Raw genomic sequence first — 26,347 nt, 5'->3', positions numbered from 1 at the left:
GGCGGGGCAGGGGAGGGCTAGCGTGGTTTGGGAGTGGCGTCGAGTGGCGCCGTCAGGCGGGTGAAAGTGCGTTCGGTCGGTGCGATCGGGGGGGCGACCGCATGGTGGTTCACGTGGGTGAGCACCAGGGAGGAAGATCGGGCGAAATCAACCGTGGTCGATTGGCGATGTTTGGCGATGGAGATGCGCGTGGTATCGGCGGTGGAATGAGTGGTAACGGTGGGCGGCGCGGAATCAGGTGCGCCGGGTTGCAGCACGGTCACGAAGAGGGTGTCGCCGGGGCTGATCGCGGACGGTTTGATCGAAATGAAATTGAGGGAGTTTTCGCCGATGGAAATATCAGCGGCGGAGGGCACGGCACTGACGACATGCAGCATGGAATGTTCGCCGGGTAAGGTGATCGTGTTGCCGTCGATGGTGGGAGTGAATCGGGTTTGGAGCCGCCAATCGTAGTGCGGTCGACCGTTGGAACTGAGGTCATCGACGATCACGAGCGTGCCATCGTTAAACATCAGCAGGTGACGATGGAATTTGCGCAGGTCCGGCCCGTAGCAGGTCGTGAGGTCGCTGAGCAGATACTTGAAATCTTCGGTTCGGGTCCAGGCGAGGTAACGGCCCCGCACGTCGGCGGGTTGGTTTTGCTCGTCAATGGTGATGGTGGAATGCTCGGCGGTGTCGCTCTTGCGATAGCCGGGATCGACGACAAATCGTTCGCGATCGTGCACGTAGATGAACGTGCCCAGGTCGTGGTTGCGATGACTGCGGTCGGAGGTCCAGCCGCCGTTGTAGACGAGCCAGGTGTCGGGGGTTTGCCAGATCGTGTGGCCGGCGGTGCGAAACAACATCGCGTCGGGCAGGGGAGGACGCGATGCGGCGGGTGGCACCGCGCGACGCCAGAGATACCAGAACGGGGAGGGACCCTTGGTGTAGAACGCGCCGCCACCGTGGTCGGCGCCCCAGAGTAGCAGCGCATCGACCGACGAATCGCGGCCGGTCCCCGCGGAACCGTGTTCGGCGGCCATGCGCTCGAACAAGGCGCTGAGGGTGGAACTCGGGCCACCTTCCGCGTTGGCGTGATCCCGCGCATAGAGCCCGTGATAGGTGGTCTCGTTCATGTTGTTGAAGTTGGCGAAGCGGTCGTCGGGCGCCTGCATGGCGGCGTCCCAGTAGCCGGGGAGGCGATTGCTCAAGTTCGTGAAAAGTCGGTCGAGGTCGGAGCCCGGAAAACGGTGGTGGGCGGCGGTGGCGAAAAAGAAAGCGAACTCGATGCCGTAGCGCGTATACATCACACCCTCATGGCCGCCGCCATCGACGCCGACCACATCGCGCAAAAATCGTGGCACTTGCCGACGGGCGTAGGCGTAGGCGCGACGGGCTTCGGCTGATTCGTCGTAGAGTGCGAGGGCGAGCAAACCACCGCCGCCGTGGCACACGCCGCTCCAATTGGTGACCGGGTTATTCACCCACCAGTCGTCGTGTTCCTCGATACTCGCGAGATACTCGCGCGTGCCCAGCGTGAGGGCGCGCTCCACATAAGCGGCGCGCTCGTCGGGCGTGAAGGTGTCATAGCACCAATCGTAGCAAATCGCGGCGGCCACGCTGCACTCGGACGTCGAGAGATCGGCGGCCTTGTTGTAGTCTCCGGCGGTGATCCACGTGTCGCGCTCCATCAAGGCAGTGACCTCCCGCCGAGCGCGGTCGGCGAAACGGCGATCGCCCGTGATCGCATAGGCAAACGAACAGTTGAGGGTGATACCGAGACTGTCGCGCGGGCGATAGCGCGTCGGTTCCGTCAACGACGGCAACGGGGCGTCGAGAAACTGTTCCGCGATCGCGAGCAGGCGTTGGAAGCGTTCGTCAAAGGGAGGCTGCGTCAGCTTCTCGCGCAGGGCGACCAACTCGGCTGCGTTGAAATAGAGGCCCGGAGCGGTGGAGTCGGCCGATAACTTGGCGCTGCCGAAGGTGACCAACAGCAGCCAAAAACGAACGAAGGGGACAATCTGAACCCAGCGTCGGGGCGAGAGTGAGGGCATCAAGGGAGAGGGAGTGAGGCGGGGACTTGCCAGATTGAAACGCCCCGGGGGATTGCCGATGTTGTCGTGATTCATCCCGTTGGAGGGTGCGTTAGTGCAGGTGTTTGCCACCGTCGACCACGAGGTTTTGGCCGGTGATACCGGCGGCGGCGGTGGATAGTAAAAACAACGTGGCGGGGGTGACGTGTTGGGCGGTGAGGAGTTGGCCGAGCGCGGACTGCGAGCGAAGTTGGGCTTGTTCGACGGGCGTGACTTTTTCGGCGAGTTGGCGCTCGGTCATGATCCAGCCGGGGGAGACGAGGTTGACTCGAATGGCGTCCGCGCCGACGTCGTGCGCGAGCGAACGGGTAAACCCCACGAGTCCGGACTTGGCGGCGGCATACATCGTGTAATTCGGTTGCCCCAGCATCCAGTTGGTCGTGCCGAGATTGACGATGGCTTTGCCGCGGCCCGCGCGCAGAAAGGGCAGCGCGGCTTGCGTGGCGACAAAACCGGCCCGCAGATTGATCGCGATGATGCGGTCGAAGTCCGCGAGGGTGGATGCCTCGAATGAAACGACGGGATCGATGGCGGCGTTGTTGACCAAATAATCGATGGAACCGCACCAAGCGCCGGCCCCGGCGATGAACGCGCGCGTGGCGGCGGCGTCGGCGAGATCGCAGGCAACGAAGTGCGCGTGCTCGCCCCAGTCGGCGGCGAGCGCTGCGCCGGTGTCGCGTTGCCGTCCGCAGAAGAAAACGTGGGCGCCGAGGTCGATGAGCGTCTGGGCGAGGTGGCGACCAAGACCGTTGGTGCCGCCGGTGACGACGGCCACGCGTCCGCGGAAGTCGGTGGCCGAGGGTAAGGGAGGAATGGATACGCTCATGGCCGGATGACCATCTTGATCGGATTAAGTTCGCCGCGACCCATGCGCGTCATGATGTCCGGAGTTTCGGCCAGGCTGCAGGAGCCGGAGATCAGCCGGTCGAGCGGGAGTAGTGGATCGCCCACCAAATCGACGGCGGCGGCGAAGTCGCGTCTGGTGAAACCGTAGGAGCCGCGGATCGTGGTTTCGTTGCTGGTCACCCCTTGTAGTGGGAGCGTGAATTCCCGGGCGAGGTTGCCAATGAGCACAACAGTGCCGCCGGGGGCGCACAGGTCGTAGGCGGTCCGCACGGTGGCCGAGGCGCCGACCGCTTCGATGACGCCGTCCGCGCCGCGACCACGGGTGGCGGCGCGAATCACCGCATGGGCGTTTTCCATTTCGATGTTAATGGGCGTGGCGCCGAAATCCGCGATGAGATCAAGTTTGGCGGGAATGCGATCCAGGGCGAAGCACGTCTTCACCCCGTGGGCGCGCAGAGCGATGGCGAGACCGATGCCGATGGTGCCCGCTCCCACGATCGCGATGACATCGTCGGGCCGGAGGGAAAGATGGGAAATGGCGTGTTCGGCGACCGCGATGGGTTCGGTGAGCAGACCGATGGCCGGGTCGAGAGACGGTGCGATTTTGAAAAGCCCGGACGCGGGAAACGTGAACTGCTCGGCCATGGCACCCCATTGACCGGCATTGACGCCCAGGACGCGTTTGTCGGGGCAACGTTGCTCCTGCGCAGCGGTGCAATGATGGCAGTGTCCGCAGCCGACGATGTTGAACACCGCGACGTGGTCACCGACGGCGAGGGTGTCGACGCCGGTGCCGAGCTCGACAACTTCGCCGACGGCCTCGTGTCCCATCACCATGCCGGGTTGACGGCGACCGCTCTCGCCGGTGAAGCCGTGAACGTCGCTCCCGCAGATACCGACCGCGAGGGCACGGAGCAGCACTTCGTCGGCGGCGGGCCGGGGCGATGGCAAAGCGGTGAGACGCATGCGCCAGGGGCCGTCATAGATGAGCACGTTCATGCTGAGCGGGTTCATGCGGGAAGCAGAGGGCGTTTGCCGATGCCGCCGGGGTTCATCCTGTTGGCAGGCCATCGTTTCAAATTTGGGTTCGGGGGAGGAATCGACGTAGGGCGAGCCACCACCCGGTGGCGATGAGGACGAGCATGATCAGGCACGCGACGGCGGCGATCCACTGTCCCGGGCGTCCGAAAGCTTCGCCTTTGTGCAACCATCGCGCCCAGGCCAACAATCGGGTGCCACCGCTGAGATTGGCCCAGTCATGCACGTGCAGGGTTTCGCCGGTGAAGGGGTCGATCTGCTGCACCAGGGGGAAAAACGACGGACCCGATCCGCTGCCCGCGATTAACAACCGAGCGGGCGGCCAATGGTCGTTCGCGGTAGTGGACGGGGACGGAAATAGGTCGAGCCGGGCCCAGTGCGGATGATCGCGATCTGCGATGTCACGCAGAGCGTCGAGAGAGAGCGCGGCGGCCCCGGGCGCCCTCGGCACGGGAGGCAGTTTCGGCGCCCATATTTGATCGTGAGGTCCGGCGGGTCCGGTCGCCCCGCCATTGATACGGTAGGCCAGTTCGCGCACGCCGGGAAACGAGTGGGTCATCGCCGTGACGACCATGATCAACAAGAGTCCGGAACTCCAAAAACCGAGTGTGGAGTGCCAACTCCGACCCGACCGTGGATTGATCGCGGTGGCACTCCCGCGCACCGTGCGCCAGCGGATACGGCGCGGGCACCAGATTACGAGGCCGGAAAGCAACAGGGGAACCAACGCTACGTTCATCCAACTTGCGACGGCCTGGCCGGTCTCGCGTTTCGATCCGTTCAAGCCGAGGAAGCGGTGCCATTGCTCGACGTCCTTGTGCAGGCGACGACGCAGTGGCACCGCGTCGCTGGCGGTGAGTTCGCCCGTGTAGGGGTTGGCGTAGGTGAGTTTTTGATCACCATGGAAAAACGCGATGGCGCGACGCGGAGAGCGCTCGATCCCCACGCGGGTGATCGCAGCATCGGGATGCGCATCGCGCACGCCCGCGGCGAGGGTTTCGAGGTCGCGCGGGGTCGTGTTTGCGATGGCGGTGACCACGCGCGCCTCGCGATCACGCCAATCAACATAGGAGTCGGCGAGGGCCATGACGATCGCGGTGCCGGCCATCAAAGCGCCCACGGTTCCCGTCGCCAGACCGAGCCCGAGATGAGTCCAAAAACAAAACGTCCGGACGGTCATCGCGAGGAAGCAAGGGATGAGCGCGCGGGCATGATGACAATCCCGACCCGGGCGTTATTTGCGACTGAGGAGAAACTTCATCAGTTCGATGTATTCCTTCTCCGGCAACGATTCGAAGAGACCCGGCGGCATGAGCGACTGGGGCAGAACTTGACGAGACTCCACCTCGCCGAGGGGGACGTTGACCGTCTCGGTCATGGTGCGCACGACGAGGGTGTTGGCGGTCTCGCGCTCGATCATGCCGGAAATGACTGCGCCGTCTTTTTTGGTGATGAGGTTGAGTTGGAAGTCGGCCCCGACGACGCCGTTGGGATCGACCACACTTTCGAGGAAATAGTCGACGCCATTGCGCCAGGAGCTGGTGAGGTCGGGGCCGAGGTGACCGCCTTCGCCGTTGATGAGGTGGCAGGTGGCGCAAAGTTGGGTGAACAGCTGTTGCCCGTGGCGTTCGTTGAAGGCCCACAACGGCGCCTCTTCGTAAGTCTCGCGGAGACGAGCCATGGTCGCGGCGGCATCAGGTGTGGCGCTGCCGTTGGCCACCCAGATGTGGGCGGAGAGGGCGTCCACCTCGTCGTTTTGCAGATTGCGCAGATGTCGCAGATGCAGCGCGGTGAGATGACCGCGATCGAACTCGCCAGCCGCGATGGCTTGGAGCAGAGCGAGGGCATAGGTGGGGCGACCGGTCAAGGTGGCCAACACGGCGGCCCGGTCGCCGTCATCGAGTTGATCGAAGTCATGCATCATCGCGGGGGCGGCGGCGGGGTCGCCAAAACGAGCGAGACGCTCCACGGCGTCGCGACGAAAATCGGGGTCGTTCAGCAACGAGATGTAGACCGGTCGCGCCGCTTGATCGTCGGCGCGGGTGAGGAGATGCAGCGCCGCCCGGCGGGAGTCCAGATCGGCGGCCTGGTCCGCCAGCGTGCGGCGCGCCGCGGCGAGCACGGCGCGGTCGCCGAACAGGGCGGACAGCTCGCGGGTTTCGGGGGCCTCGACGCCGGAGGCAGCGAGGGTGTCGACGAGCTCGGCCCAGCCGTCCGGCATGGGCAGGGCCGTGTCACTGCGCAGGGCGAAGGCGAGAATTTGCACACCGCGAGCGGCGGCGGCCGGCGTGGCGTGCCGGAGTTGTTGGATCAAGGCTTCACGACCCGCCGGAGTGCGGGCGGCGAACCATTGAATGGAATCGGTGAGCGTGGGCAGGGCGGTGGTGGCGGCGAGATCGATGGCCCGGGGGAGATCCGACTCCACCTGCGGCGCGAGGCCGAACCATAGCATGCGGGGGAGGAATCGGTCGGCGGCATCCGTGGCGTGGCTCGCGAGTTGGCGACCGATTGCCCACGAATCGTCGGCGGATAACGTCGGCAGCGCCGACGCGATCGCGAGGCGCACCACGGGTGACGGATCTTCGGTGGCGAGGGCATGCAGCTCGGTGCGGGTGAGGAGGGGGGCGGAGGCACGTTCGGTGGCGAACGCCACGGCGCGGGCGCGCACATGGGCGGAATCGTCGGCCACCATGGTCTGCAAATCACGGGCGGTCAGATTGGCGGTGGCGTGCAGCGTGAACCAGGCACGGAGATGAGACTCCGCGTTGCCTTCGCCGGTGGCCTGATCGCGCAGCTTTTGCAGGGCGGCCGCATCGAGGGGGCGGGCGGCGGCGCGCTCCTGCAGCAACCGACGAGCGGTGCGGGTGAACCACGCGTTGCGATGCGTGTGTAACCCGGCGAGTTCCAGGTCGGACATGGCGCCGAGGTCGACCGGCGCGGGTTGCCATGTATCCGACCAAGTCATACGATAGATGCGGCCGTTGTGGCGTTCCCAGATATCCTCGCGGGGCGAGTGGCAATGTTGGTGGTCGCACCAGTCGATTACGTAGACGCCGCCATCGGGACCGTATTGCAGGTCCACCGCCATGAACGTGGTGTCGGGCGCAAACATCAGATCGAAACCGGCGTGAAGCGTTTCGTAGCCGGAGCCGTCGGGGACGTTGTGCTGTTGGTTGAGTTGGTGACCGTGGAGGTTGTGCGTGAAGAGATGGTCCCGGTAAATCTCGGGCCAGTTGTCCCCGAGATAGATCATGGTGCCGACGTGGGAATGTCCGCCGTAGACCGCGGCGGTGCCGGGTTTGCCCGCACCGCCCTCGCCGCTGTCGTAGCGGGCGGAGGACGGCAGGTAGTTGCGCAAGTCGGGCGCAAAGTCGGGTGCACGGTTGGAGATGAAGTCGGCGTAGTTCGCGTTGGCCTGGTTCCAATAGTGGCCGTTGCGAATAACGTAAGTCGTGCCGCCGCCGCCCCAGAAGCTGCGGCAATGGGTGATGAACAAGTCGCCCACGGCATTGAAGTCGATGCCCCACTGGTTGCTACCGCCGTGGGCGAACATTTCGAACTCGTGCCGCACCGGGTGGTAGCGCCAGACGCCGGCCCGCAGCGTCATGCGATCCGCGTCGGGCGTGCCGGGTTTGCCGACATGGGACTGGGTGAAGACTCCTTGCAGGCCGTAGAGCCAGCCGTCCGGGCCCCACGTGAAACTATTGAGCGTTTCGTGCGTGTCCTGGTATCCCCAGCCGTCGAGCAATACCTCGGGCGGGCAGTCGGGACGATCGTCGCCGTCGCGATCAGGGATGAACAACAGCTCTGGCGCAGCCCCGACCCAGACGCCGCCGAATCCGACTTCCAGGCCGCTGACCAAATTGAGGCCCTCGGCAAACACCTTGCGCGAATCGAAGGCACCATCGCCGTTGGTGTCCTCAAAAATCGTAATGCGGTCGCGACCCTCGCCGGGGGCACGTTTGCTCGGGTAGGAATAAGCCTCGGCCACCCACAGCCGACCCCGCGGACCGATGGCGAAGGCAATGGGTTGGTGCACATCGGGTTCGGCCGCGATGAGCTCGGCGGCGAAACCGGGCTGCAGTTTCATGTCGCGCACCACTTGCTGCGCGTCGACGTTGGCGACGGCGGTGGCCGGCGCGGGGTTGGGCTGCAGGTGCCACAGGACCGGGCTCTCGTGCAACCGCGCTTCGCGAGCGGCGCCGGCATCGACGGTGGACGGATCGCGGTCGTGAAATCCGAAGGCGTCGAAGGTGAGATGACCACCCGGGCCGCGGGCGGAATCGACGAGGCGAATCTGTATCCGTTGATTAAGCACGCTCGCCAGATCAACCACCACGCGGTGCACGCCCCCGGGCGTGCCAGCGGCGGCGGAATGAAGAATGGCCCCGTTCTCGGCCAGCAGGAGTTCGACGCGGTTGCGGTTGATATCGGGGTCTCCGCCGACGATGTAACTCGCCCAACGGTGGCGCACGGTGAACGGCACCGAGGTGAGGCTGCCGCTGCCCACGCTGGGGTTGCGCCAGGGCGGACTGATCGCGAATCGCCCCGTGGGCATGACTTCGCCTTCGTCGGCGCGTCGGGTCGCCGTGTTGGCCGGCCGCACGCCGTTGGGTTGCCGCTCCCAGGCATCACCGGTGGCGGTCCAGTCGCTCAGGTCGCCCGCCTCAAAGTCCAGATTGAGGACCCGGCCGTCGTCGGCGGTGGGCGTGATGGCGGCCGTCACGGCGTCGGTGGCCGCGACCGTTTTGGGCGTGGGAGGCGTAGCCGTGCGGCCGAGATCAACGAGCATGATGTCGCGAAACTGCACCTTGGCCGGACCGGGACCGCTGTGCATCTGAAAGGCCAGCAAGCCGGAAAGATCTGCTTCGCCGATCTGGTGATCATCGAGGGCGGCGCAGAGTCGTCCGTTGATCCAGACCTCGACGTGCGAGGCGCGGGCGGTGATGCGGTAGGTGTTCCATTCGCCGGGGCGGTAGAGATCGGCGTAGGTGCCGAGTTCGGCGAACGTATCCACCCAGCGGCGACCGTCGGGCGCGAGGGAGACGCGGGTGCCGCGCTCGACGAGCAGGGCGCGGCCATGCTCGTCGTAAATGCGGCCCAGCCAGGTGGCGCCGTCATCAAGATCGGCCTGGTAGCCTGCGGCGTGGCCGTCGGCCCCGCGTTGCGCGCGGTATTGAATGCCGGAGTTGGCGGATGGGGCGCCACTGATGCGAAACTGGAGCGAGAGCTCGAAATCGCCAACTTCGGTTTCGGCGTAGAGAAATTCGTTGGCGGCCAGGCGCTCGCCGGCGGGAATTTCGGCGGTGATCGCGCCGGCCTCGACGGTCCAGATAGCGGGGTTGCCGGTCCATCCGGTCAAGCTGTGCCCGTCGAAAAGCGGAACCGGGGCCGTGCCGGTGGCCACGGCGGAGGAAACGAGACAAGCGAGGAGAGGACCGGCGACCAGTCGAAGAGATGCGGACATGAGGGGTGGGGTAAGGAAAAGAGGGGAGGGGCGAGTCTAGCGCGTTGGGGATGCCAAAAACCATGAGATGACGCGAATTGGTTTTGAGAAAATTCACCGTGACGGTAAATCGCCCTGTAAACAGAGAAGGGAGCGAGGTAATGGCCCTGGTTGGTCGGCGCGAAGTCGGAGAAAATTGAGAAAATACGTGGGGCTGGTGGCTGGCGGGTTCGGGATATTTTAGACCGGGGAATGCCGGTTGGGCGGGCCGGAGTTTGACTTTGGGCAACGGGGCCGCTTCAACGCCACTTCTGTGAAGCGCCGCGTTACCCAGCAGGACATTGCGAAAGAACTAGGGCTGGATAAGTCCACCGTGTCATTGGCGCTGCGCAACAACCCCGGGATCGCCAAGGCCACGCTTGAGCGGGTGCAGGGCATGGCCGACAAACTGGGTTACCGTCCCGATCCCGCACTCTCCAATCTGGCGCGGCAGCGTTGGGCGGGACACGAAACGGGCAGCGGAGCGGCGCTGGCTTACTTGATCGACAGCCGCATGGCCAACGCCGACCAACATCGACGGTTCCTGGACCCGGCGCGGGCGCGGGCGGAAGGGCGCGGCTATCTCCTGCACGAATTTGATCTGGCGGAGTATTCGTCGATGAAGGCGGCCAGTCGCGTGCTCAATCATCGCGGCATCCGCGGTCTGCTGGTGCCGCAGTTCGCGCATACCAACGGCCCCAGTCTGTTTGAAATGCCGGCGGCGAATTTCACCGTGGTTTGTCTCGATCTGGGATGGGTGTCCGTGCCGTTTCACATCGTGGCGCCGGACATGTTTGAAAACACCCGGCGGGTTTGGCGCGAAGTGGTGAACCGGGGCTACAAACGGATCGGGGGCGCCATTCTTTCGCACACCCCGCAGGCGGTGGACGACGCCGCGCGTTACGGGGCCTCGGCCGCCTCGCAACATGAGTTTATTCCCAAGAAGGATCGGATACCTTTGCTCACCACCGATCACGCGGATCGCGCGGGTTTTATGAAATGGTTCGAGCGCCATGAACCCGAAGTCGTGATCGCGTTCATTTCGCGGGTGTATGACTGGATTCTAGAAACCGGGCGACGCGTGCCCGAGGATGTCGCAGTGGCGTCGCTCTCGGTGTTTCCCGATCAAACGCCGGAAGTTTCCGGGGTGCTGCGGCAGGTGGACAACATCGGAATCACCGGGGTGGATGCGCTGATTGCGGCCATGCATGAGCATGAATGGGGCATCCCGACCTTGCAGCGAAAATTGTCGCTCGAACCGATTTGGTATGAGGGCACGTCGTTGCCTTCAAAGCAGGTGTAGCGCGGCGCGGGCCCACCGCGGTGACCTTGGCCGTAGTCGTCAGTTTTTCATCTGGATGAAAGGTGAACCAATTGAGCAGGTGGGAATTTTTCACCACCACATTGGTCAAGGTTAAGCCCTTGCCCTGCATTAGACGGGCCTGACCCCATCACCCTACATAACACCCCAAGTAAAATGAACACCTATTGGCTCAAAAAGCCGGGTGCCCGAAGCGTTGTATTTGCTTTGTGCCTACCCGGTTCACTGCTGGCGCAGACCAGCAGTTCCTCCCTACCGAGCGACCGTGAAGACGTCGTCGAACTCACCCCTTTCGAAGTGAACGCCCAGGAAGACAAGGGCTACATCGCCACGGGAACCCTGGCCGGCAGTCGTCTTGCGACCTCCCTGTTGGACACCCCCGCCGCCATCTCCGTGATGACGACCGAATTCCTCAACGACATCGGCGCCAACGACATCAACGATGCCATCGAGTATGGCGTGAATTCCGGCAATGACATCGGGGGCGGCAGCGCCGACGTGGGCGCCACCACCGGTAACGGCATTCGCGATAATGAATTCAATATTCAAATACGCGGCTATCGTCGGGCGACGGTCACCCGCGACTACTTTCCCACGCGGCTCGCTTCCGATACCTTCAATGTGGAGCGGGTGGAAGTGGCCCGCGGTCCCAATTCCCTCGTGTTCGGCGTGGGCGGTCCCGGTGGTCTCGTTAATACCACGTTCAAGTCGGCCATTCCCAACCGGGACTTCACCGATGTGATGATGAAGTATGGCAGCTGGAACGAACGCCGGGCGACGATCGACATCAACCGGTCCCTGCTGGATGACAAACTCGCGCTGCGGGTGAACGGCGTTTACCAGAAGATGGGCGGCTGGAAGGATTTCGCCCAGAACGATGGCAACCGCGGAGCATTTGCGCTGACTTACCAGCCATTCGAGAACACCAAGATCAAGGTGAAGACCGAGTTCGGCAGCATGCTGCAAAACCGCGTGCGATCCTGGAATCTGGTGGACCAGATTTCGACCTGGGAAGGACAAGGCAGCTACTACATTCCCTTCGGCACGGCGGAGTCCCCCTGGTTGCCCGATGATTCCAACTATGCCCAGACCCGCAGTGGTGGAGCGAGCAATCCCAACAACGGTCTGAGTCCCTCCATCCCCGCCGGTTTCACCTTCGAACGTCGCACCGCCCATCTCGGCAACCCGACGGTCTTCATGGAAACCGGACCGCTGGCGGGCAAGTGGATCCAAGTGGGTCAACGCAACGAAGGTCGTCGTTATTACCGCGTTTCCTTTCACAACAATCTGCCCGGCTACAACACGCCCGCGTTTGTGGACGAAAGTCTCGCGCCGCGCACCGCCAACCCCATGGGACCGGGTGCGACCGAGGATACGGATTACGGCACGGCGAGTGTTTCCATCGACCAGAAGGTGGGGGAAAACCTCAACCTCAACTTCGCCGCTTCAACCACCGAGGTGTATCGGCGGCGCAACACGATCGGCGGTTTCAGCGGCTTGTCCTACAAGCTCGATGTGACCAGCGAGTTGCCGACCTTCACCACCGATGGCAGCTACAACGCCACCGAGGGCGGCCCCGATACCGGGCAAGGCAATGGCCAACTTAACTTCGGTCAGACGGTCGTGAATCCCTTGGTCGGCACGCCGATTTTTTCCTACAACGCCAATTACGCGCTCCGCGAGGAGAAGCAGGACGACCTGCGTTTGAGCGCCAGTTACCATCTCGACCTGGGAGCCGCGGGTGATCACATGATCATGGCGTTCGGCCAGTCCTCCACGACTTACGGGGAAAACCAGAACTTCAATGAAACCAATGTTTCCCTCAATCGTCCGGACAGAAACTACAACAGTGGCAACAACTTCGGCGGCCGCGACGCCCACATCGACTACTTCGCGCCCAATCTCGCTCAGCGAGGCATCCACGATCCCTACAAGAATCCGCTGCCCAATAGTGTGCTGTGGGGCGCGCCGGAGCTCGGTTCGTTTGAGCACGGTTGGTATCGCAGCAACATGAGCTGGTCGGAAACGACCATCGATTCCCTGGCGGTCGCCTTCCAAAGCCGGTTCTTCGAAAACAGCCTGGTGACCACCATCGGCGGTCGCCGGGACAAGGTCAGCATCGTCAACTCCAGCAATCGTCTGTCGGACGACAATGGTGAGGCCATGGATTTCGGTCCGGCCGGCACCCCGCAGGACGAAGAGGGTGACACTTACTCCATCGGTGCCGTTTACCATCTGCCGATGGTGGACTGGCTCAGTGTCTACGCCAACAAGTCCACCAACTTCCAGACGCAGGGCGGTGCGCAATACTTCGAAGACGCCGACCTCCGTTCCCAATTGGAAATCGGTGCCCTCAAGGGTGTCGGCTTCGATTACGGCCTGAAGTTCAATCTGCTGGAAGGCAAGATCTACGCCTCCCTCGGTTATTTCGACGTCGAACAAAGCAACGCGGCCACCGGTTTCGATGGCAACGTGACCAGTTACATCAATGCCATTTGGACGACGATCGCCAACGGCGGTCCAAACACCATCACGGCCGATACGGACAATCCCAGCGGACATCGCGTCGGTGGCAGCGACACCCGTGGTCAGGCGTCCCAGGGATTTGAATTCGAGCTGACCGCCAACCCCACCGACAACTGGCGCGTCTCGCTCAACGTCAGTAAATCCGACAACACGGTATCGAGCCTGGGCGGCCGTCTGGGCCTCTACCTGGAGAAGCATCGGGCGGAGTGGACGGCGGCGCGTGGTTTGAGCTACGACACCGGCCGCTCTCCCGGTTTCCTCGGTAACAACACCGTCGGCGACCTGCAGGATGGATTGGATCGCTTGCTCGCATTCGTCCGCGCCGGCGAAGGCGTGCCCGAGACCAATGTGCGTCCGATCAACGCCAATCTGTTCACCGCTTACTCCTTCGACGAAGGTCTCCTGGACGGTTTGACGATCGGCGGCGGCGCCAATTATCGCGGCGACCAAATCATGGGCGTCAACCCGGCCACGTTGACGAACCCGCAGGCCGAGATCTTCAAGGGTGGTGCCTACATGGTGTTCAACCTTTTGGCCTCCTATGAGTTCACGTTCCGCGACATTCCGGTGCGTTTGCAGCTCAACGTCGACAACCTGTTGGACAACGATGACGAGCAGATTCTGGCCTCCCGTTACAACGAACTCACCACCGAGTTGGAGCCGTTCTACTACTACCTGACACCGCGCAGCTACTCCATCAGCGCAAAGTTTTCGTTCTAAAACGGCAAAGGTTTCGACCGATTCGGTCGGCGCGCAGCAGATCATCCGTGAGGGTGGTCTGCTTTGTTGTTTTCGCTGCCAGACGTGTATCGACCTACGCCTTATGTCGGATAAAGTCCCATCCTTCAGCTGCTTTCCATGAACCGCCGTGTTACCCAGCAAGACATCGCCGACCGACTCGGCATGCACAAGTCGACGGTTTCGCTGGCTCTGCGCGACAATCCCGGCATCGCGCTGGCCACCCGCCAACGCGTGCGGGCGATGGGGCTGGAGATGGGTTACCGTCCCGACCCCGCGCTGGCCACGCTGGCGCGGCAACGCTGGGCCGGTCACGAAACGGGGAGCGGGGCGGCGTTCGCCTACCTCGTCGACAGTCGGATGGACAACGCATTCATGCACCGTCGCTTCATGCCGGCGGCCCGGGCCCGGGCGGAGGCGCGGGGCTACGTGTTGCACGAGTTCGACATCGGCGACTATCCTTCGATGAAGGCGTTGAGCCGCGTGTTGCATAACCGGGGTATTCGCGGCCTGCTCGTGCCGCAGTTCGCCCACACCGACGGTCCGGGCATTCTGGATCTTCCCTTGTCGAACTTCACCGTGATTTGCCTTGATCTGGGTTGGGTGGCGACGCCTTTTCACATTGTCGCACCCGACATGTTTGCGGCCACTCGCATGGCGTGGCACGAAACGAACCGTCGCGGTTATCAACGCATCGGCGGCGCGATACTTTCCCACACGCCGCGGGCGGTGGACGACTCCACCCGCTACGGCGCCTCGATCGATTTTTAACGGGAGTTTATACCCGCGCGAAAGCGGATTCCCTTGCTCACGACCGACATCATGGATCGGGATGGATTTCTCCGCTGGCTGGACCGCCACAACCCCGATGTCGTGATCGGATTTGTCTCCCGCGTGATGGACTGGATCCAGCAATCGGGTCGCCGAGTGCCCGAGGATATCGCGTTCGCATCGCTGGCGGTCCTGGCCGATCAATCGGTCAATGCTTCCGGGGTCGTGCGCCATGTGAATGACATCGGCTCCACGGGGGTCGACGCCTTGGTGGCGGCGATCCATGAGAACGAATGGGGGGTGCCCGCGCTGCAGCGCAAACTGTTGCTCGAACCCGTGTGGCATGAAGGGGAGACGTTGCCGGAGCGGAGCTGACCGCGCGACGCCAAGGCGCGGAACCGGGGACAATTAACCCCCGTCCCTAAACAGGATTAGGTGGTCGGTCATTGGCGGTGCCGGGGTTGGTTCGTAGCAAAAAGCCGTCCCGGATCAATGTGTTCCGCGACTCTGCTACCCCCTAACCCACACCCCATCAATGAACTCAATTCTGTGCCTGAGTCGCCGCTATTGGCGGATGCTTGTTCCCGCCGTGATGACGGCGATTGCCCTTCCCGCGGTGGCCCAAACCACCACGACGTCCTCGATTGATAATTCTGAAGTCATCGAGCTGTCCCCCTTCACCGTCGATGCGTCCGATGATTCCGGATACACCGCCGCCAATACGTTGGCCGGCAGCCGCCTCAATCAACCCTTGCTCACCAGTCCGGCGCCGATCTCGGTGATGACGCGCGAGTTTCTCGACGACATCAATGCCACCGACGTCATGCAGGCACTCGACTGGGGGGTGAACACCACGCCGTTGCTGCAGGAGTCCGAATCGGCGAATTTCGAGGCCAATGTCTCGAGTGACAACGCCGTGTTCATTCGCGGTCTGGCCGGCTCCCAAGCCCGCAACTACTTCCGTTGGAGTGTCGCCTCGGACAGCTACAACGTCGACCGCCTCGATCTCGCCCGGGGCCCCAACAACATCCTGTTTGGCACCGGCGGTGTCGGCGGTATCGTCAATGTGGGCACCAAGCGCGCCCGCATCGGCACCGACATCCAGTCGATCAGCCTGATGGTCGGCAGCAACGACGCCTATCGCGCCACGATCGATGTGGCCCAAACGCTCAACGAACGGGCTGCGGTGCGCGTCAATGCCGTGTGGGATGATCGCGGCGACTGGATCAACAATGCCGGTCGCACCCGCAAAGGCGTGCACCTCGCCGCCACGTTCAAACTCACCAGTTCGACCACGTTGCGCCTCGATGGAGAGCAGATGTCCTACGATCGCGTGATCGGTCGGACTTTTCCGCAGTTGGACAAATACAGCAACTGGAACGGCGTCCCGGTGCAGACGTATGGCGCGGCGACCCCGGCGGAGGCGACGGGGATTTTTCAAGTCAGCACCTCCGTCGACCGATGGACGTTTGATGCCGGCACGGGCACCTTCATGAATTGGGCGGGGTCGCACCAGTCTGGCGGTGGCGGCGGCAGCACGCCGGTCGATATCCGGCCGAAGGCCCTCAATATGTTTGGTCCCGATGATTATAACAACATCGATGCCGACAATGTATCGGTCTTTTTGGAACAGCGGGTGGGAGAGAACCTTTTCTTCGAATTGGCCTTCAATCGTCAAAGTGAAGATCGCAACTACCGGCGCTCGCGTAACGAAAATCTCTACCTCGATGCCAACGCGCAATTGCCCGACGGTTCGGCGAATCCGAATCTCGGCTATTACTACGTCGAAGGCACGATCACGGAGTCGTCCAGCGAACGCACGGTGGAAGACTTTCGGGCTTCCGCTTCGTATGCGATGGATTTTGGAGATGTCTTCGGCAGTCACCGGGTGGCCGCGGTGGTATCCCGCCGCGACTCCGAATACCAGGGGTTGAGCGAAAATGAACGGGAGTTGATATCGAACACCTCCGTCATTCGCCGCAAGTATCTCGCTTACGGGGACGGTCGTGCCAACACGGGAATCCCACCGCTGCCGACCAACAATCCGCTCGTGTTCGACTTTCGCGACGAATCACTGAACGGCAACCAGACCGAACAAAACTACTGGCAGCTTTCCAGTGTATCCAAATTCTGGGACGACCGGATCAACATCACTCTTGGTTTGCGCAATGACACGCTCGATCAGAACTCGCTGCAATCCGAGCGCGTCGGTGCCTACGAGGAGACCCTGAATTCCACCGGTTGGTCCGATTTCGCGGAACTGGCCGACGAACGCACGTCCTCCTATGGCATCGTCGCCGGACTGACTCAGAGCCTGTTTGGGTTCTACAACAGTTCGGAGAATTTCAACACGCAAGGCGGCCGGGACGTGAACTACGATCCCCTCGGCCCCCGGGCGGGCGAGAGTTGGGACGGAGGACTGAAATTTCGCCTGTTCGAGAACAAGTTAAACGGCTCCATCGCCTACTACGAAACCGCGGATGCCGGCGGCTTGCACTACATGCACGGCTGGTTTGTTGGCGGGGTTCGCAGCATCTGGAACACGTTGGAACCCGGCCGCAATCAAGGCGGATTCCAGGACCGTCAGGATTCCTCCGGCCATGGCTGGGAACTGGATTTGACCTCCAATCCCACCAAGAACCTGCGCGTCTCGTTCAACGTCTCCCGTGGCACGGTGAAGATCAGCAATCACGGCAAGTTCTTCCGGGATTGGATGGATGAGAATCTGCCGCGTTACGAACAGGCCTACAACTCGGGTCTCGACTTCGAGGGCAATGCGCTCGGCGACAGTGAACTGAACAATATTCGCACCCGTCTCGATCGTATCTATTCCGCCAATACCTTCTGGTGGCGCGACGGTATTTCGCCGCTGCGCCAACGCGAGTATCGGGCCAATTTGTTTGCCAATTACAGCTTCACCGAAGGTCTGCTCAATGGGTTCTCCGTGGGCGCGGGGATGCAGTATCGCGACGCCCCCCTCATCGACTACAGTGCCGGCGCCACGGTTGATGCACCGCCGATCATCTACTATGGAAACGAATACACCAGCGGCACGCTCAAGTTGGGCTATGCGACCAAGCTCTTCGATGACCGCGTTCGCTACAAAGTGCAGCTCAACATATCCAACCTGTTTCAGAACGACATGACGGAAACCGTGGGCGCGTTGGGTGATCAGGAGGGGGGCACGGTCAACTACCGTCGTCCGCGGGAGTTTTTCCTGACCAATACCTTCAGCTTTTAGTCCGAACCATCGGTCTAACCGTGGGGCACGGCGGCCATTCTCTTGGGGAGAATGGCCGCTTTTTCGTCTAGCGATTCCACCGCATGGTCCCTACAGATAGGGTTTACCCTCAACCCCACCATACTCCCCATACCCCATGTCTACTGTTGCCTCGAATTCCTGCGGTGAATCACGACCGAATCGCCGTGCCTTTGTAAAGTCCGCCGCCGTTGCCGGAGCTGGTTTGGCTCTCGCCCCCCACGTCTTTGCGCAGGCCGGGGACGGCCGTCGCCGTTACGCCCTGGTGGGCACGGGTTCGCGCTCCAATATGTATCAACGCGCCATCCAAGAGGATTACCGTGATCACGCCGCGTTGGTTGGATTGTGCGACATCAATCCCGGCCGTCTCGAGTTGGCCCGCAGCAAATCCGCCGGCTACGGGGCGAAGGCTCCGACCGGTTACGCGCCCGCCGATTTTGAACGTATGATCCGCGAAAACCGCGTGCAGTTCGTCATCGTGACCACGATGGACGCGACGCACGACGAGTATATCATCCGGGCGATGGAGGCGGGCTGCGACGTGATCACCGAGAAACCCATGACGACGACCGCCGCGAAGGTGCAGCGAATTCAGGAAGCGGTGGAGCGCACGGGGCGCAAGGTGCGGGTGTGTTTCAACTACCGCTACTCGCCGTCCCGCACCCAGGTGAAGGAAATGCTGATGGCCGGCGAAATCGGCGACCTGCTGTCGGTCGATTTCAACTGGCTGCTCAACACCCATCACGGCGCGGATTATTTCCGCCGGTGGCACGGCGAGAAGAAAAACTCCGGGGGACTCATGGTGCACAAAGCCACCCACCACTTCGACCTCGTCAACTGGTGGCTCGGGGCCAACCCCGTCGAAGTGACCGCCATGGGCAAGCGCGAATTCTACACGCCGGCCATGGCCAAACGACTCGGTCTCGAGTCTCACCACGAACGCTGTCACACGTGCCCGGAGGCGTCGAAGTGCACCTTCCACATGGATCTGGCGGCCAATGCCAATCTTAAATCGCTCTATCTCGATCAGGAACACCACGACGGCTACTTCCGCGATCAATGCGTGTTTAATCCGCGCATCGACATTGAAGATACGATGAACGTCATCGTGCGCTACGACAACCAGGTCACGCTCAGTTACTCGCTCAACGCCTTCAATTCCTGGGAAGGTTACCACATCGCGTTCAACGGCACCAAGGGCCGCATCGAGCACAAGATCGTGGAGACCGTTTACGTCAATGGCGACGGCGGCGTGCAGGGTGGGGTGGCGCAGGGCGGCACGACCACGCGGTTGATTCCCCTGCGTGGCGCGGCCACCGACCTCACGCCGCGCACCGGCAAGGGCGGCCATGGCGGGGGCGACCGGGTCATGCTCGACGAACTGTTTTTACCCTCGGCCCCGACCGATCCGCTGATGCGCGCCTCCGATGAGCGGGGCGGGGCGGCGTCCGTATTGGTCGGCGCCGCGGCCAATACCTGCTTTGCCACGGGCCAGTCGGTAAATCTCGATGAACTCGCCCCGGGCTGGCGGAAACCATCCTACGCCCCGATGCCCGGACGCGATTACCCGCTGACCATGCCGCCCGCCAAGGCCTGACTCCTGTCAGGGGGGGGGAATACGAGACAGCGGCGTCCTCGTATTTCCGAAATTACCCCAAGGCACGGTGATTCAAGCGCGCTCGATTTGCCGGTGGGGCGTGGAGTTTTGGCCGTTTTCAACAAGATGAAAACGGATGCCGTTGGCGGATTCAAAACTCCCGATACGGGCTCAAGGTAGCGCAGAGGAACGCGATTATTTTCGCTTCAAAGCGCTGACCTTCACCCCCCTCACCCCATGACCCTCAAATCGCCCGCGCGGCGTCCTCAGTGGTGGATTGTATCCCCCTGTCTGGCGGTTATCGCGCAACTTTCGTTGGTGGCTCAGTCCGCCTCCGTTTCGTCCGAGACTGATAATTCCGCGGTAGTGGAACTCTCCGAATTCGTGGTCACGTCCGACGATGATGTCGGCTACGCCGCGACCAGTTCCCTCGCCGGGAGTCGGCTCAAAACCGACCTCAAGGATATCGCCGCGCCCATCTCGGTGTTCACCAAGGAATTCCTCGATGACATCGGCGCGACCTCCGTCAACGCCGCCCTCGAATACGCCCTCAATACCGTGACCGAATACGACGTGACGGGAAACGGCATCGTGTCGAACAACTACCAGACCCGCATGCGCGGCATCACCGGCGCGGGGCGTTCGCGCAACTACATGAGCACGAACCTCAACATCGACTTCTACAATACCGAGCGGCTCGATTTTTCGCGCGGCCCCAATTCGGTGTTGTTCGGCATCGGCTCACCGGCCGGCATCATCAACTCGTCGACCAAGTTCGCTCGCCTGGGCGGCAACCTGACCACGGTGCAGATGCGCGTCGGGAGCTACTCCGATCATCGGGCCTCGATCGATATCAACCGCAGCCTGACCGACAGTCTCGCGATCCGCGCCAACCTGCTGTGGCAGGACTCGGAAGGTTATCGCGACTTTGAGTTTCAACAGAAAAAAGGCGCCGCGCTGGCGGGCACGTGGCGTCCGTTTGAAAAGACCACCATTCGCATCGAAGGCGAGGTGATGGACATTGAGGAAAACCGCGCCCGGCCGTGGACGCCGTTCGATGGCGTCATCGGTTGGGAAACCGCGGGCCGTCCCGGCGTCAACACCGCCACCACGTGGGGCGGCACCGCTTCCGGCACGGGCTCCGCCATCACCAGTGGCATCGTGTTCATGGAGGACGGGCTCTGGGCCGGTCAGTTCGTCAACCAAACCGGCGCGCAGAACTTTCGTTGGTCCAACGGTGCGACGCCCAACATCCCGGGGCTGAACACGCCGCCCAACGTGCTCGACTATTCGGTCGTTCCCCGCACCTCCAACATCTTCGGTGCCGGGGCGCGCAGCAGTTCCGACTCCCGCGCCGGCGGCATTTATCTTGAGCAGAAGATCAACGAGGACCTGTCGTTCGAACTCGCCTATGCCACCGAATACGAAGAGCGCCCCGTGGTCGCACCGATGAACTTCGGGTCCTTCCGGCTCCGCTACGACGTGAATGCCTACCTGCCGGTTTTTGATGCCCACGGCGTGCAGACCGGCATGCAGCAGAATCCTAATTTCGGCTCGCCGGTCATGATCACCAACGGCGGCTTTGGTAACAACAGTCACGCTTGGTCGTCCAACTACCGCGAAGAACTCCGCGCCACCGCCGCCTACCATCTCGATTTTCGAGCGATGCTCGATCGCGAGAGTCTGCTCGCTCGCGTGCTGGGACATCATCGTCTCGCGGCCTTGATCACCGAGGTCGGTTCCGAACGCACGGCCAAGAATTCCCGCTACGTGAACATCCACGAGACCCGCGCCAACCCGAACTACTTCAACAACGTCAACGCCATCCGCTGGGGCAACTACTACGATCCTTTCGCCGCCAATCCCACCGATCGCGGACTCCATGATCCGTTCGGGGCGTTGGAGAGTGTCGGCGTGCAGCCACTGGCCCACCAGCCCGGCCGCTTCGTGCAAGCCTCGCTGGAAAACTCCAACTGGACCTGGTCGCGCAACGAGACGCTCACCACCATGTTCGCGATGCAGAACTACTTCTGGGAAGACCGTGTCGTCGGCCTGTTTGGCTGGCGCACCGACGATCAGGATTTGTTCGACTCCACGCCGAACATCGAGGCCAACACCGGCGCTTACCGCGGCTTCACCCGCAACGGCAAATTGCGTGACCTGACGGGCGATACCTTCACGCGCGGCGTGGTCGTGCATGTCGTGCCCAACCTGCTGTCGCTCTACTACAATCGGGCGAACAACTTTCAGGACAACGGAGTGGCCGAGGTCATTGGCCCGATCGGCAACCTCACGTCGATCGGCAATCGCTCGGGCGAAGGCGAGGACATGGGCGTCAAACTGCGGTTCTTCGACGGCAAACTGAGCGCTTCGTTGGGTTGGTATGAAACGGCCGACACCAATCAGGGCAGTTCGATCGACGGCAACTTCTTCACCTGGTCCGAGGGGATCTGGGACGCCCTGGGCACGCCGGTGGATCTGGGCGGCCGCGACACCCGCAACCTCAAGAGCGAGGGTTACGAATTCGAGCTCACCGCCAACCCGACCCGGCAGATCACGCTGACCTTTAACGCCAAGGACGCCGACACCACCGTCGACAACCTTTTCCCCTGGGCTCAGCGCTACCTGGATGACAACCGTGCCCAGTGGTCGGCGAACGCCGGCACTCCGGTCGCAACCACCACCTTGCCCGCCGGCTCGACCATCGGCAGTTCCCTTGCCGCGCTGGACCAGCTCATGGCCGTGATCACCGCCCCGGAGGGCAGTGCGCCGTTCGCGGATCGTCAGCGCACGGCCAATTTCTTTGGTCGCTACGCCTTCGACGATGATGCGGTGTTGCCGGGCTTCGCGGTCGGGTTCGGTCTGCAGTATCGGGGCGAATCTCTCATCGCCTACCGCAGTCAAACGGATGGGGCGGCGGTCTACTCGCCGGACCACCTTATGGCCAACGCCATGATCTCCTACAGTCGCAAGCTCGACTACAACCGGCGGCTGAAGCTCCAGCTCAATATCGACAACCTGTTCGATCTGCAGGACCCGCAACCGGTCGCCGGGGGCGAACCCACCGCCGCCCAGTTGCAGACTTATCAGGACCTCGGTCTGCTCTACCACGGCGTCGTCTACACCGTGCAACTACCGGTGCCGCGTCGCTACAGTTTGACGGCGACCCTCAGTTTCTGAGTAGACGCGGGTCCGATCATTGTTCCGATTTCGGGTGTTCAATGCCGCGCGTGGTGCGTGGGATTTCCGCCGCGGCGAACACCTGTTTTCACCACGGACCAAACGATCAATCTCGATGAACTCGCTCCGGGTGGCGAAAGCCGACTTACGTCCCGATGCCTGACCGCAACCATGCGCTTACCATGCCGACCGCCATGGCGTCGAGATGGGCACCGCGCGTGATCGGTTCAAGGGGTCTCACGCGCCGTGACCGCGGCATGGGCGACCCGTTGGAGCGAGGCCGCTTGCGCGGCGGTCAACGATTCAGGCCACCAGAGGGGGGCGTTCCCCGCGCGATCGCTCATGACCTCGAGCAGAACGTGGGCCCCCAGGTAGCGCCCGGCGGTATTGGCGTGTTTGGCGTCGAGTCGAAATTCGTCGGCGCCGGTCTCGCGATTGGTGCCCCAATACCAACCTGCGATCAAACTTCCTGGCTGATCGGGGCGTTGGCCCTTGATGGGGTGATCATAGTCGAAGTGGGGATCGGGAAAGGTGTAACTCCACTCCGGCAGTTGGCGGGCGAGGTGAAACGCATCGCCGACGGGTAGTTGGCGCAGACCGTAGCGCGTCGCGATTTGATCGTAGGCGTCGACGATGCTGGCATACATGACGGCCTGTGTGAGGAGGGTTTCTCCGGCCGCGTGTTGGCGCTGTTGCGCGGGGTCCAGAAACCACGGATGATCGGTGCGGTAGGCCCACGTTTGCAGCACCAGGATTTCGGCCGACGGCGCATACTGGCGGATGGCTGCGATGAGTTCACCTGCGTAAGGTTCGTAGGACTCGGGTTTGTAACTGTCGCCGCTGAACTGCTGGATCGTGATGTAGTCCCACGTGTCGGGTTCGAGGATTTCAATCAGACTGCGCTTGGGTTGATCAGGCAGACTGCGGTTCCGATACGGGCGCCCCTCGGGATCGGAAGGATCGGTTTGCGCAATCTTGAGATGCCGGGTGTGGCGGTTGAGTCCGGTGCCACCCAGATTGGCTCGGCTGATCGTGAGTTTCACCCCATGGGCAGCCGCGAGTTGAGGTAGAAACTCCGTCACGTTTTCCGCGAAACTGTTGCCGATGGTGAGGAGTCTGATCTCGGTTTCGGCTTTTGCCGTAGTCGCAATGAGGAGGCAGGAGAACGAACAAACCAGAAAAGCTCTGAGGTGGCGGAAGCAGGGAAGATGCAACATGGCAAGGGGTAGGGAGTGGAACGGAGCGCAAGGGTGTCGAGCGCGCCCCGAGGATGCAACGCAACCGCTAACTCATCCTGCTGAATTGCCGAACGCGGACCCGGTTCAACGGGATGGAGAATGGTCTTCGTTGCGAAGTTTGGAGCGAGCCGGTGAAATCGGTTCCTTCTCGCTCGAACCGATGCCCGTCGCCGTTACCTCGTTATCCCAGCACTGTGTCTCCGCACCGGTTGCCATTTTTGCATCTCGGTCGATGCCCATTCCACCCCGTTCGACGATGAGCACTCGCCTCCGGTTTCGTTTTCAACAAGATGACACTTCATCCCCTTGCGGCTGCCGGCGGGCGATGAAACACCGTTTCGCTGCTGTTCCGTTCCAGCTCCTTTCGGGGCGCCTTTCACCCTTACCCCTTAATCGCTGATGCCCCTTTCGTTCCTCCGGGCTTTGGGCGTCGCAGCCGTCGTCGCGGTTGCTTCGTCCATGCCGGCCCAATCATCGTCTTCTCCTCGTCCCAACATCCTCTGGATCACCAGTGAGGATCATGGTCCTCACATGGGCTGCTACGGCGATGAGTTCGCCACCACGCCCCATGTCGACGCGCTCGCGGCCAAGGGCCTGACCTATCGCATGGCGTGGTCCAACGCGCCGGTATGCGCGCCGGCCCGCACCACCATCATTTCCGGCCTTTACCCGCCGTCCACCGGCTCGGAGCACATGCGCAGTCTGCTGCCGTATCCAAACGGTCAGCACATGTATCCCGATCTGCTTCAGGCCGCCGGTTACTACACGAGCAACAACAGCAAGGAGGACTACAATCTGGCCGCGCCCGCCTCGGGCAAGGGCTGGAGTGATTCCTCGCCGCAGGCCCACTGGCGCAATCGGACCGCGGGTCAGCCGTTTTTTGCCGTCTTCAATGCCACGCGCTCCCACGAGAGCGGTATCCGGCGGCGGCCCCACACGCCCATTCATGACCCGGCGGCGGTGAAGGTGCCGTCCTACCATCCCGACACCCCCGAGGTGCGGCGTGATTGGGCCCAATATTACGACGTGGTCAGCCAAGCCGATGCCATTGCGGGCGAGCATCTGCAGGCGCTGGCCGAGGCCGGACTCACCGAGGATACCCTCGTATTCTACTACGGCGATCATGGATCGGGCATGCCGCGCAGCAAACGCTGGCCGGGTAATTCCGGACAACAGGTGCCGATGGTCGTCTACGTGCCGGAGAAGTTCCAAGCTCTCCGACCCGAGGACTACGTGCCCGGCGGCATGTCGGACCGACTTGTCGGCTTCATCGATCTCGCGCCCACCGTGCTCAGTCTCGCCGGGGTCAAACCACCCGCGTCGATGCAAGGCACCGCGTTTCTCGGTAAATACATCGGTCCCGCGGCGGATTATTTGTATGGTTTCCGCGGCCGGATGGATGAACGCAACGACCTCGTGCGCTCCATCACCGACGGACGTTACGTTTACCTGCGCAACTACCTGCCTTATCTCCCCGCCGGGCAGTATATCGACTACCAGATGAAGACTCCGACCACCGCGGTGTGGCGGGCCATGTTTGACGCCGATGAACTCAACGCCACGCAAGCCGCCTTCTGGCTGCCGCGCGCGCCCGAAGAGCTCTATGATTTGCGGAACGATCCCGACGAGGTGAACAACCTCGCCGATTCGCCGGCCCATCAGGCCATCAAGGCCCGGTTGCGCGCGGCCCAACAGGCTCACGCCCGCGAGATCCTCGACGTGGGCTTCTTGCCGGAGGGGGAACTCTTCACTCGCGCCCCCGGCGAATCGCCTTACGACTTTGCCCGTCAACCCGGCGTCTATCCCTTTGCCCGCGTGTTCGCCATGGCCGAGTTGGCGTCCTTGCCCGCTCCGGAGTCGCTCTCGGCGCTGCGCGCGGGGTTGCACGATGAAGACAGCGCGGTGCGCTATTGGGCCGCCCTCGGACTACGCATGCAGGAGGCGGCGGGTTTGCCGGCGCTGCGCATGGCGTTGGACGACCCGTCTCCGTTCGTGCGTATCGTGGCGGCCGACGCGCTCGTGAACTTTGGCCATGGCGAGGATCGGGAGCGGGGCATGGCGTTGCTCCTCGCCCACGGCGATCCCCGACGCCACGACGGCTTTGTCTCCGCCGCCGCCCTCGCCGTGATCGACGGTTTGTCCGCGGTGCCGGCGCCCGTGAAATCAGCCATTGCGGACTATGCGTTTGAGTCCGGGCAATGGCCCGACGGTCGCTACCGCAATGTGCTCGAAGGGGTGCTCGATCACCTGCACGGCGTGGTGGGCAAGTAGTGCGC

General features: G+C 62.6%; 14 protein-coding genes. 8 read left to right on the top strand and 6 right to left on the bottom strand.

The window, feature by feature from the left end; translation table 11 throughout:
- Nucleotides 1-17: 17 nt before the first annotated feature.
- From PXH66_RS12570 to PXH66_RS12550, 5 genes are all read right to left on the bottom strand, one after another.
- Nucleotides 18-2,033: a heparinase II/III domain-containing protein gene (locus PXH66_RS12570; RefSeq protein WP_330928803.1), complete on the bottom strand. Its 2,016-nt coding sequence runs from the start codon at nucleotides 2,031-2,033 to the stop codon at nucleotides 18-20.
- 91 nt (nucleotides 2,034-2,124) lie between these two features.
- Nucleotides 2,125-2,898 (bottom strand): SDR family NAD(P)-dependent oxidoreductase, encoded by a 774-nt coding sequence (locus tag PXH66_RS12565; RefSeq protein ID WP_330928804.1) that lies wholly within the window; start codon nucleotides 2,896-2,898, stop codon nucleotides 2,125-2,127.
- Nucleotides 2,895-3,932, bottom strand: coding sequence for a zinc-dependent alcohol dehydrogenase (locus PXH66_RS12560; protein WP_330928805.1), 1,038 nt, complete (start codon nucleotides 3,930-3,932; stop codon nucleotides 2,895-2,897). Before PXH66_RS12560 ends, PXH66_RS12565 begins: the two co-directional genes overlap by 4 nt.
- Before the next feature lie 61 nt (nucleotides 3,933-3,993).
- A complete protein-coding gene (locus tag PXH66_RS12555) occupies nucleotides 3,994-5,136 on the bottom strand; it encodes a PepSY-associated TM helix domain-containing protein (protein WP_330928806.1) in 1,143 nt (380 codons plus the stop codon).
- A 54-nt stretch (nucleotides 5,137-5,190) separates the two neighbouring features.
- Nucleotides 5,191-9,423: a PVC-type heme-binding CxxCH protein gene (locus PXH66_RS12550; protein ID WP_330928807.1), complete on the bottom strand. Its 4,233-nt coding sequence runs from the start codon at nucleotides 9,421-9,423 to the stop codon at nucleotides 5,191-5,193.
- 292 nt (nucleotides 9,424-9,715) lie between these two features.
- Between PXH66_RS12550 and PXH66_RS12545 the strand changes: the two genes are divergently transcribed.
- The 7 genes from PXH66_RS12545 (at nucleotide 9,716) to PXH66_RS12515 (ending at nucleotide 22,833) form a co-directional block, all read left to right on the top strand.
- Nucleotides 9,716-10,744 carry a LacI family DNA-binding transcriptional regulator gene (locus PXH66_RS12545; protein WP_330928808.1) on the top strand — a complete coding sequence of 343 codons (1,029 nt, stop codon included), beginning with the start codon at nucleotides 9,716-9,718 and terminating at the stop codon, nucleotides 10,742-10,744.
- Nucleotides 10,745-10,918: 174 nt separating this feature from the next.
- Complete coding sequence (locus PXH66_RS12540; RefSeq protein WP_330928809.1) at nucleotides 10,919-14,008, top strand: TonB-dependent siderophore receptor; 3,090 nt, start codon at nucleotides 10,919-10,921, stop codon at nucleotides 14,006-14,008.
- A gap of 138 nt (nucleotides 14,009-14,146) precedes the next feature.
- The gene (locus PXH66_RS12535; RefSeq protein WP_330928810.1) at nucleotides 14,147-14,797 is read left to right on the top strand and encodes a LacI family DNA-binding transcriptional regulator; all 651 of its coding nucleotides are present in this window, start codon (nucleotides 14,147-14,149) and stop codon (nucleotides 14,795-14,797) included.
- Between the two features lie 33 nt (nucleotides 14,798-14,830).
- Nucleotides 14,831-15,172, top strand: coding sequence for a LacI family DNA-binding transcriptional regulator (locus PXH66_RS12530; protein WP_330928811.1), 342 nt, complete (start codon nucleotides 14,831-14,833; stop codon nucleotides 15,170-15,172).
- Nucleotides 15,173-15,332: 160 nt separating this feature from the next.
- A complete protein-coding gene (locus PXH66_RS12525) occupies nucleotides 15,333-18,038 on the top strand; it encodes a TonB-dependent siderophore receptor (RefSeq protein ID WP_330928812.1) in 2,706 nt (901 codons plus the stop codon).
- Nucleotides 18,039-18,174: 136 nt separating this feature from the next.
- On the top strand, nucleotides 18,175-19,653 hold the full coding sequence (locus PXH66_RS12520; protein ID WP_330928813.1) for a Gfo/Idh/MocA family protein: 1,479 nt from the start codon (nucleotides 18,175-18,177) through the stop codon (nucleotides 19,651-19,653).
- Between the two features lie 237 nt (nucleotides 19,654-19,890).
- A complete protein-coding gene (locus PXH66_RS12515; RefSeq protein ID WP_330928814.1) occupies nucleotides 19,891-22,833 on the top strand; it encodes a TonB-dependent siderophore receptor in 2,943 nt (980 codons plus the stop codon).
- Between the two features lie 227 nt (nucleotides 22,834-23,060).
- Here PXH66_RS12515 and PXH66_RS12510 read toward each other — a convergent pair whose 3' ends face one another.
- Nucleotides 23,061-24,050, bottom strand: a complete 990-nt coding sequence (locus PXH66_RS12510; protein WP_330928815.1) for a DUF4886 domain-containing protein — start codon at nucleotides 24,048-24,050, stop codon at nucleotides 23,061-23,063.
- Nucleotides 24,051-24,470: 420 nt separating this feature from the next.
- On the opposite strand from PXH66_RS12510, the gene PXH66_RS12505 reads away from it, so the two are divergent.
- Complete coding sequence (locus PXH66_RS12505; RefSeq protein ID WP_330928816.1) at nucleotides 24,471-26,342, top strand: sulfatase-like hydrolase/transferase; 1,872 nt, start codon at nucleotides 24,471-24,473, stop codon at nucleotides 26,340-26,342.
- Nucleotides 26,343-26,347: the final 5 nt, after the last annotated feature.

The sequence above is a fragment of the Synoicihabitans lomoniglobus genome, from assembly GCF_029023725.1.
Taxonomy (GTDB): Bacteria; Verrucomicrobiota; Verrucomicrobiia; order Opitutales; family Opitutaceae; genus Actomonas; species Actomonas lomonigloba.
Note: the sequence above shows the minus strand (reverse complement) of the source record. Positions and strands in the feature narration are given on the sequence as shown.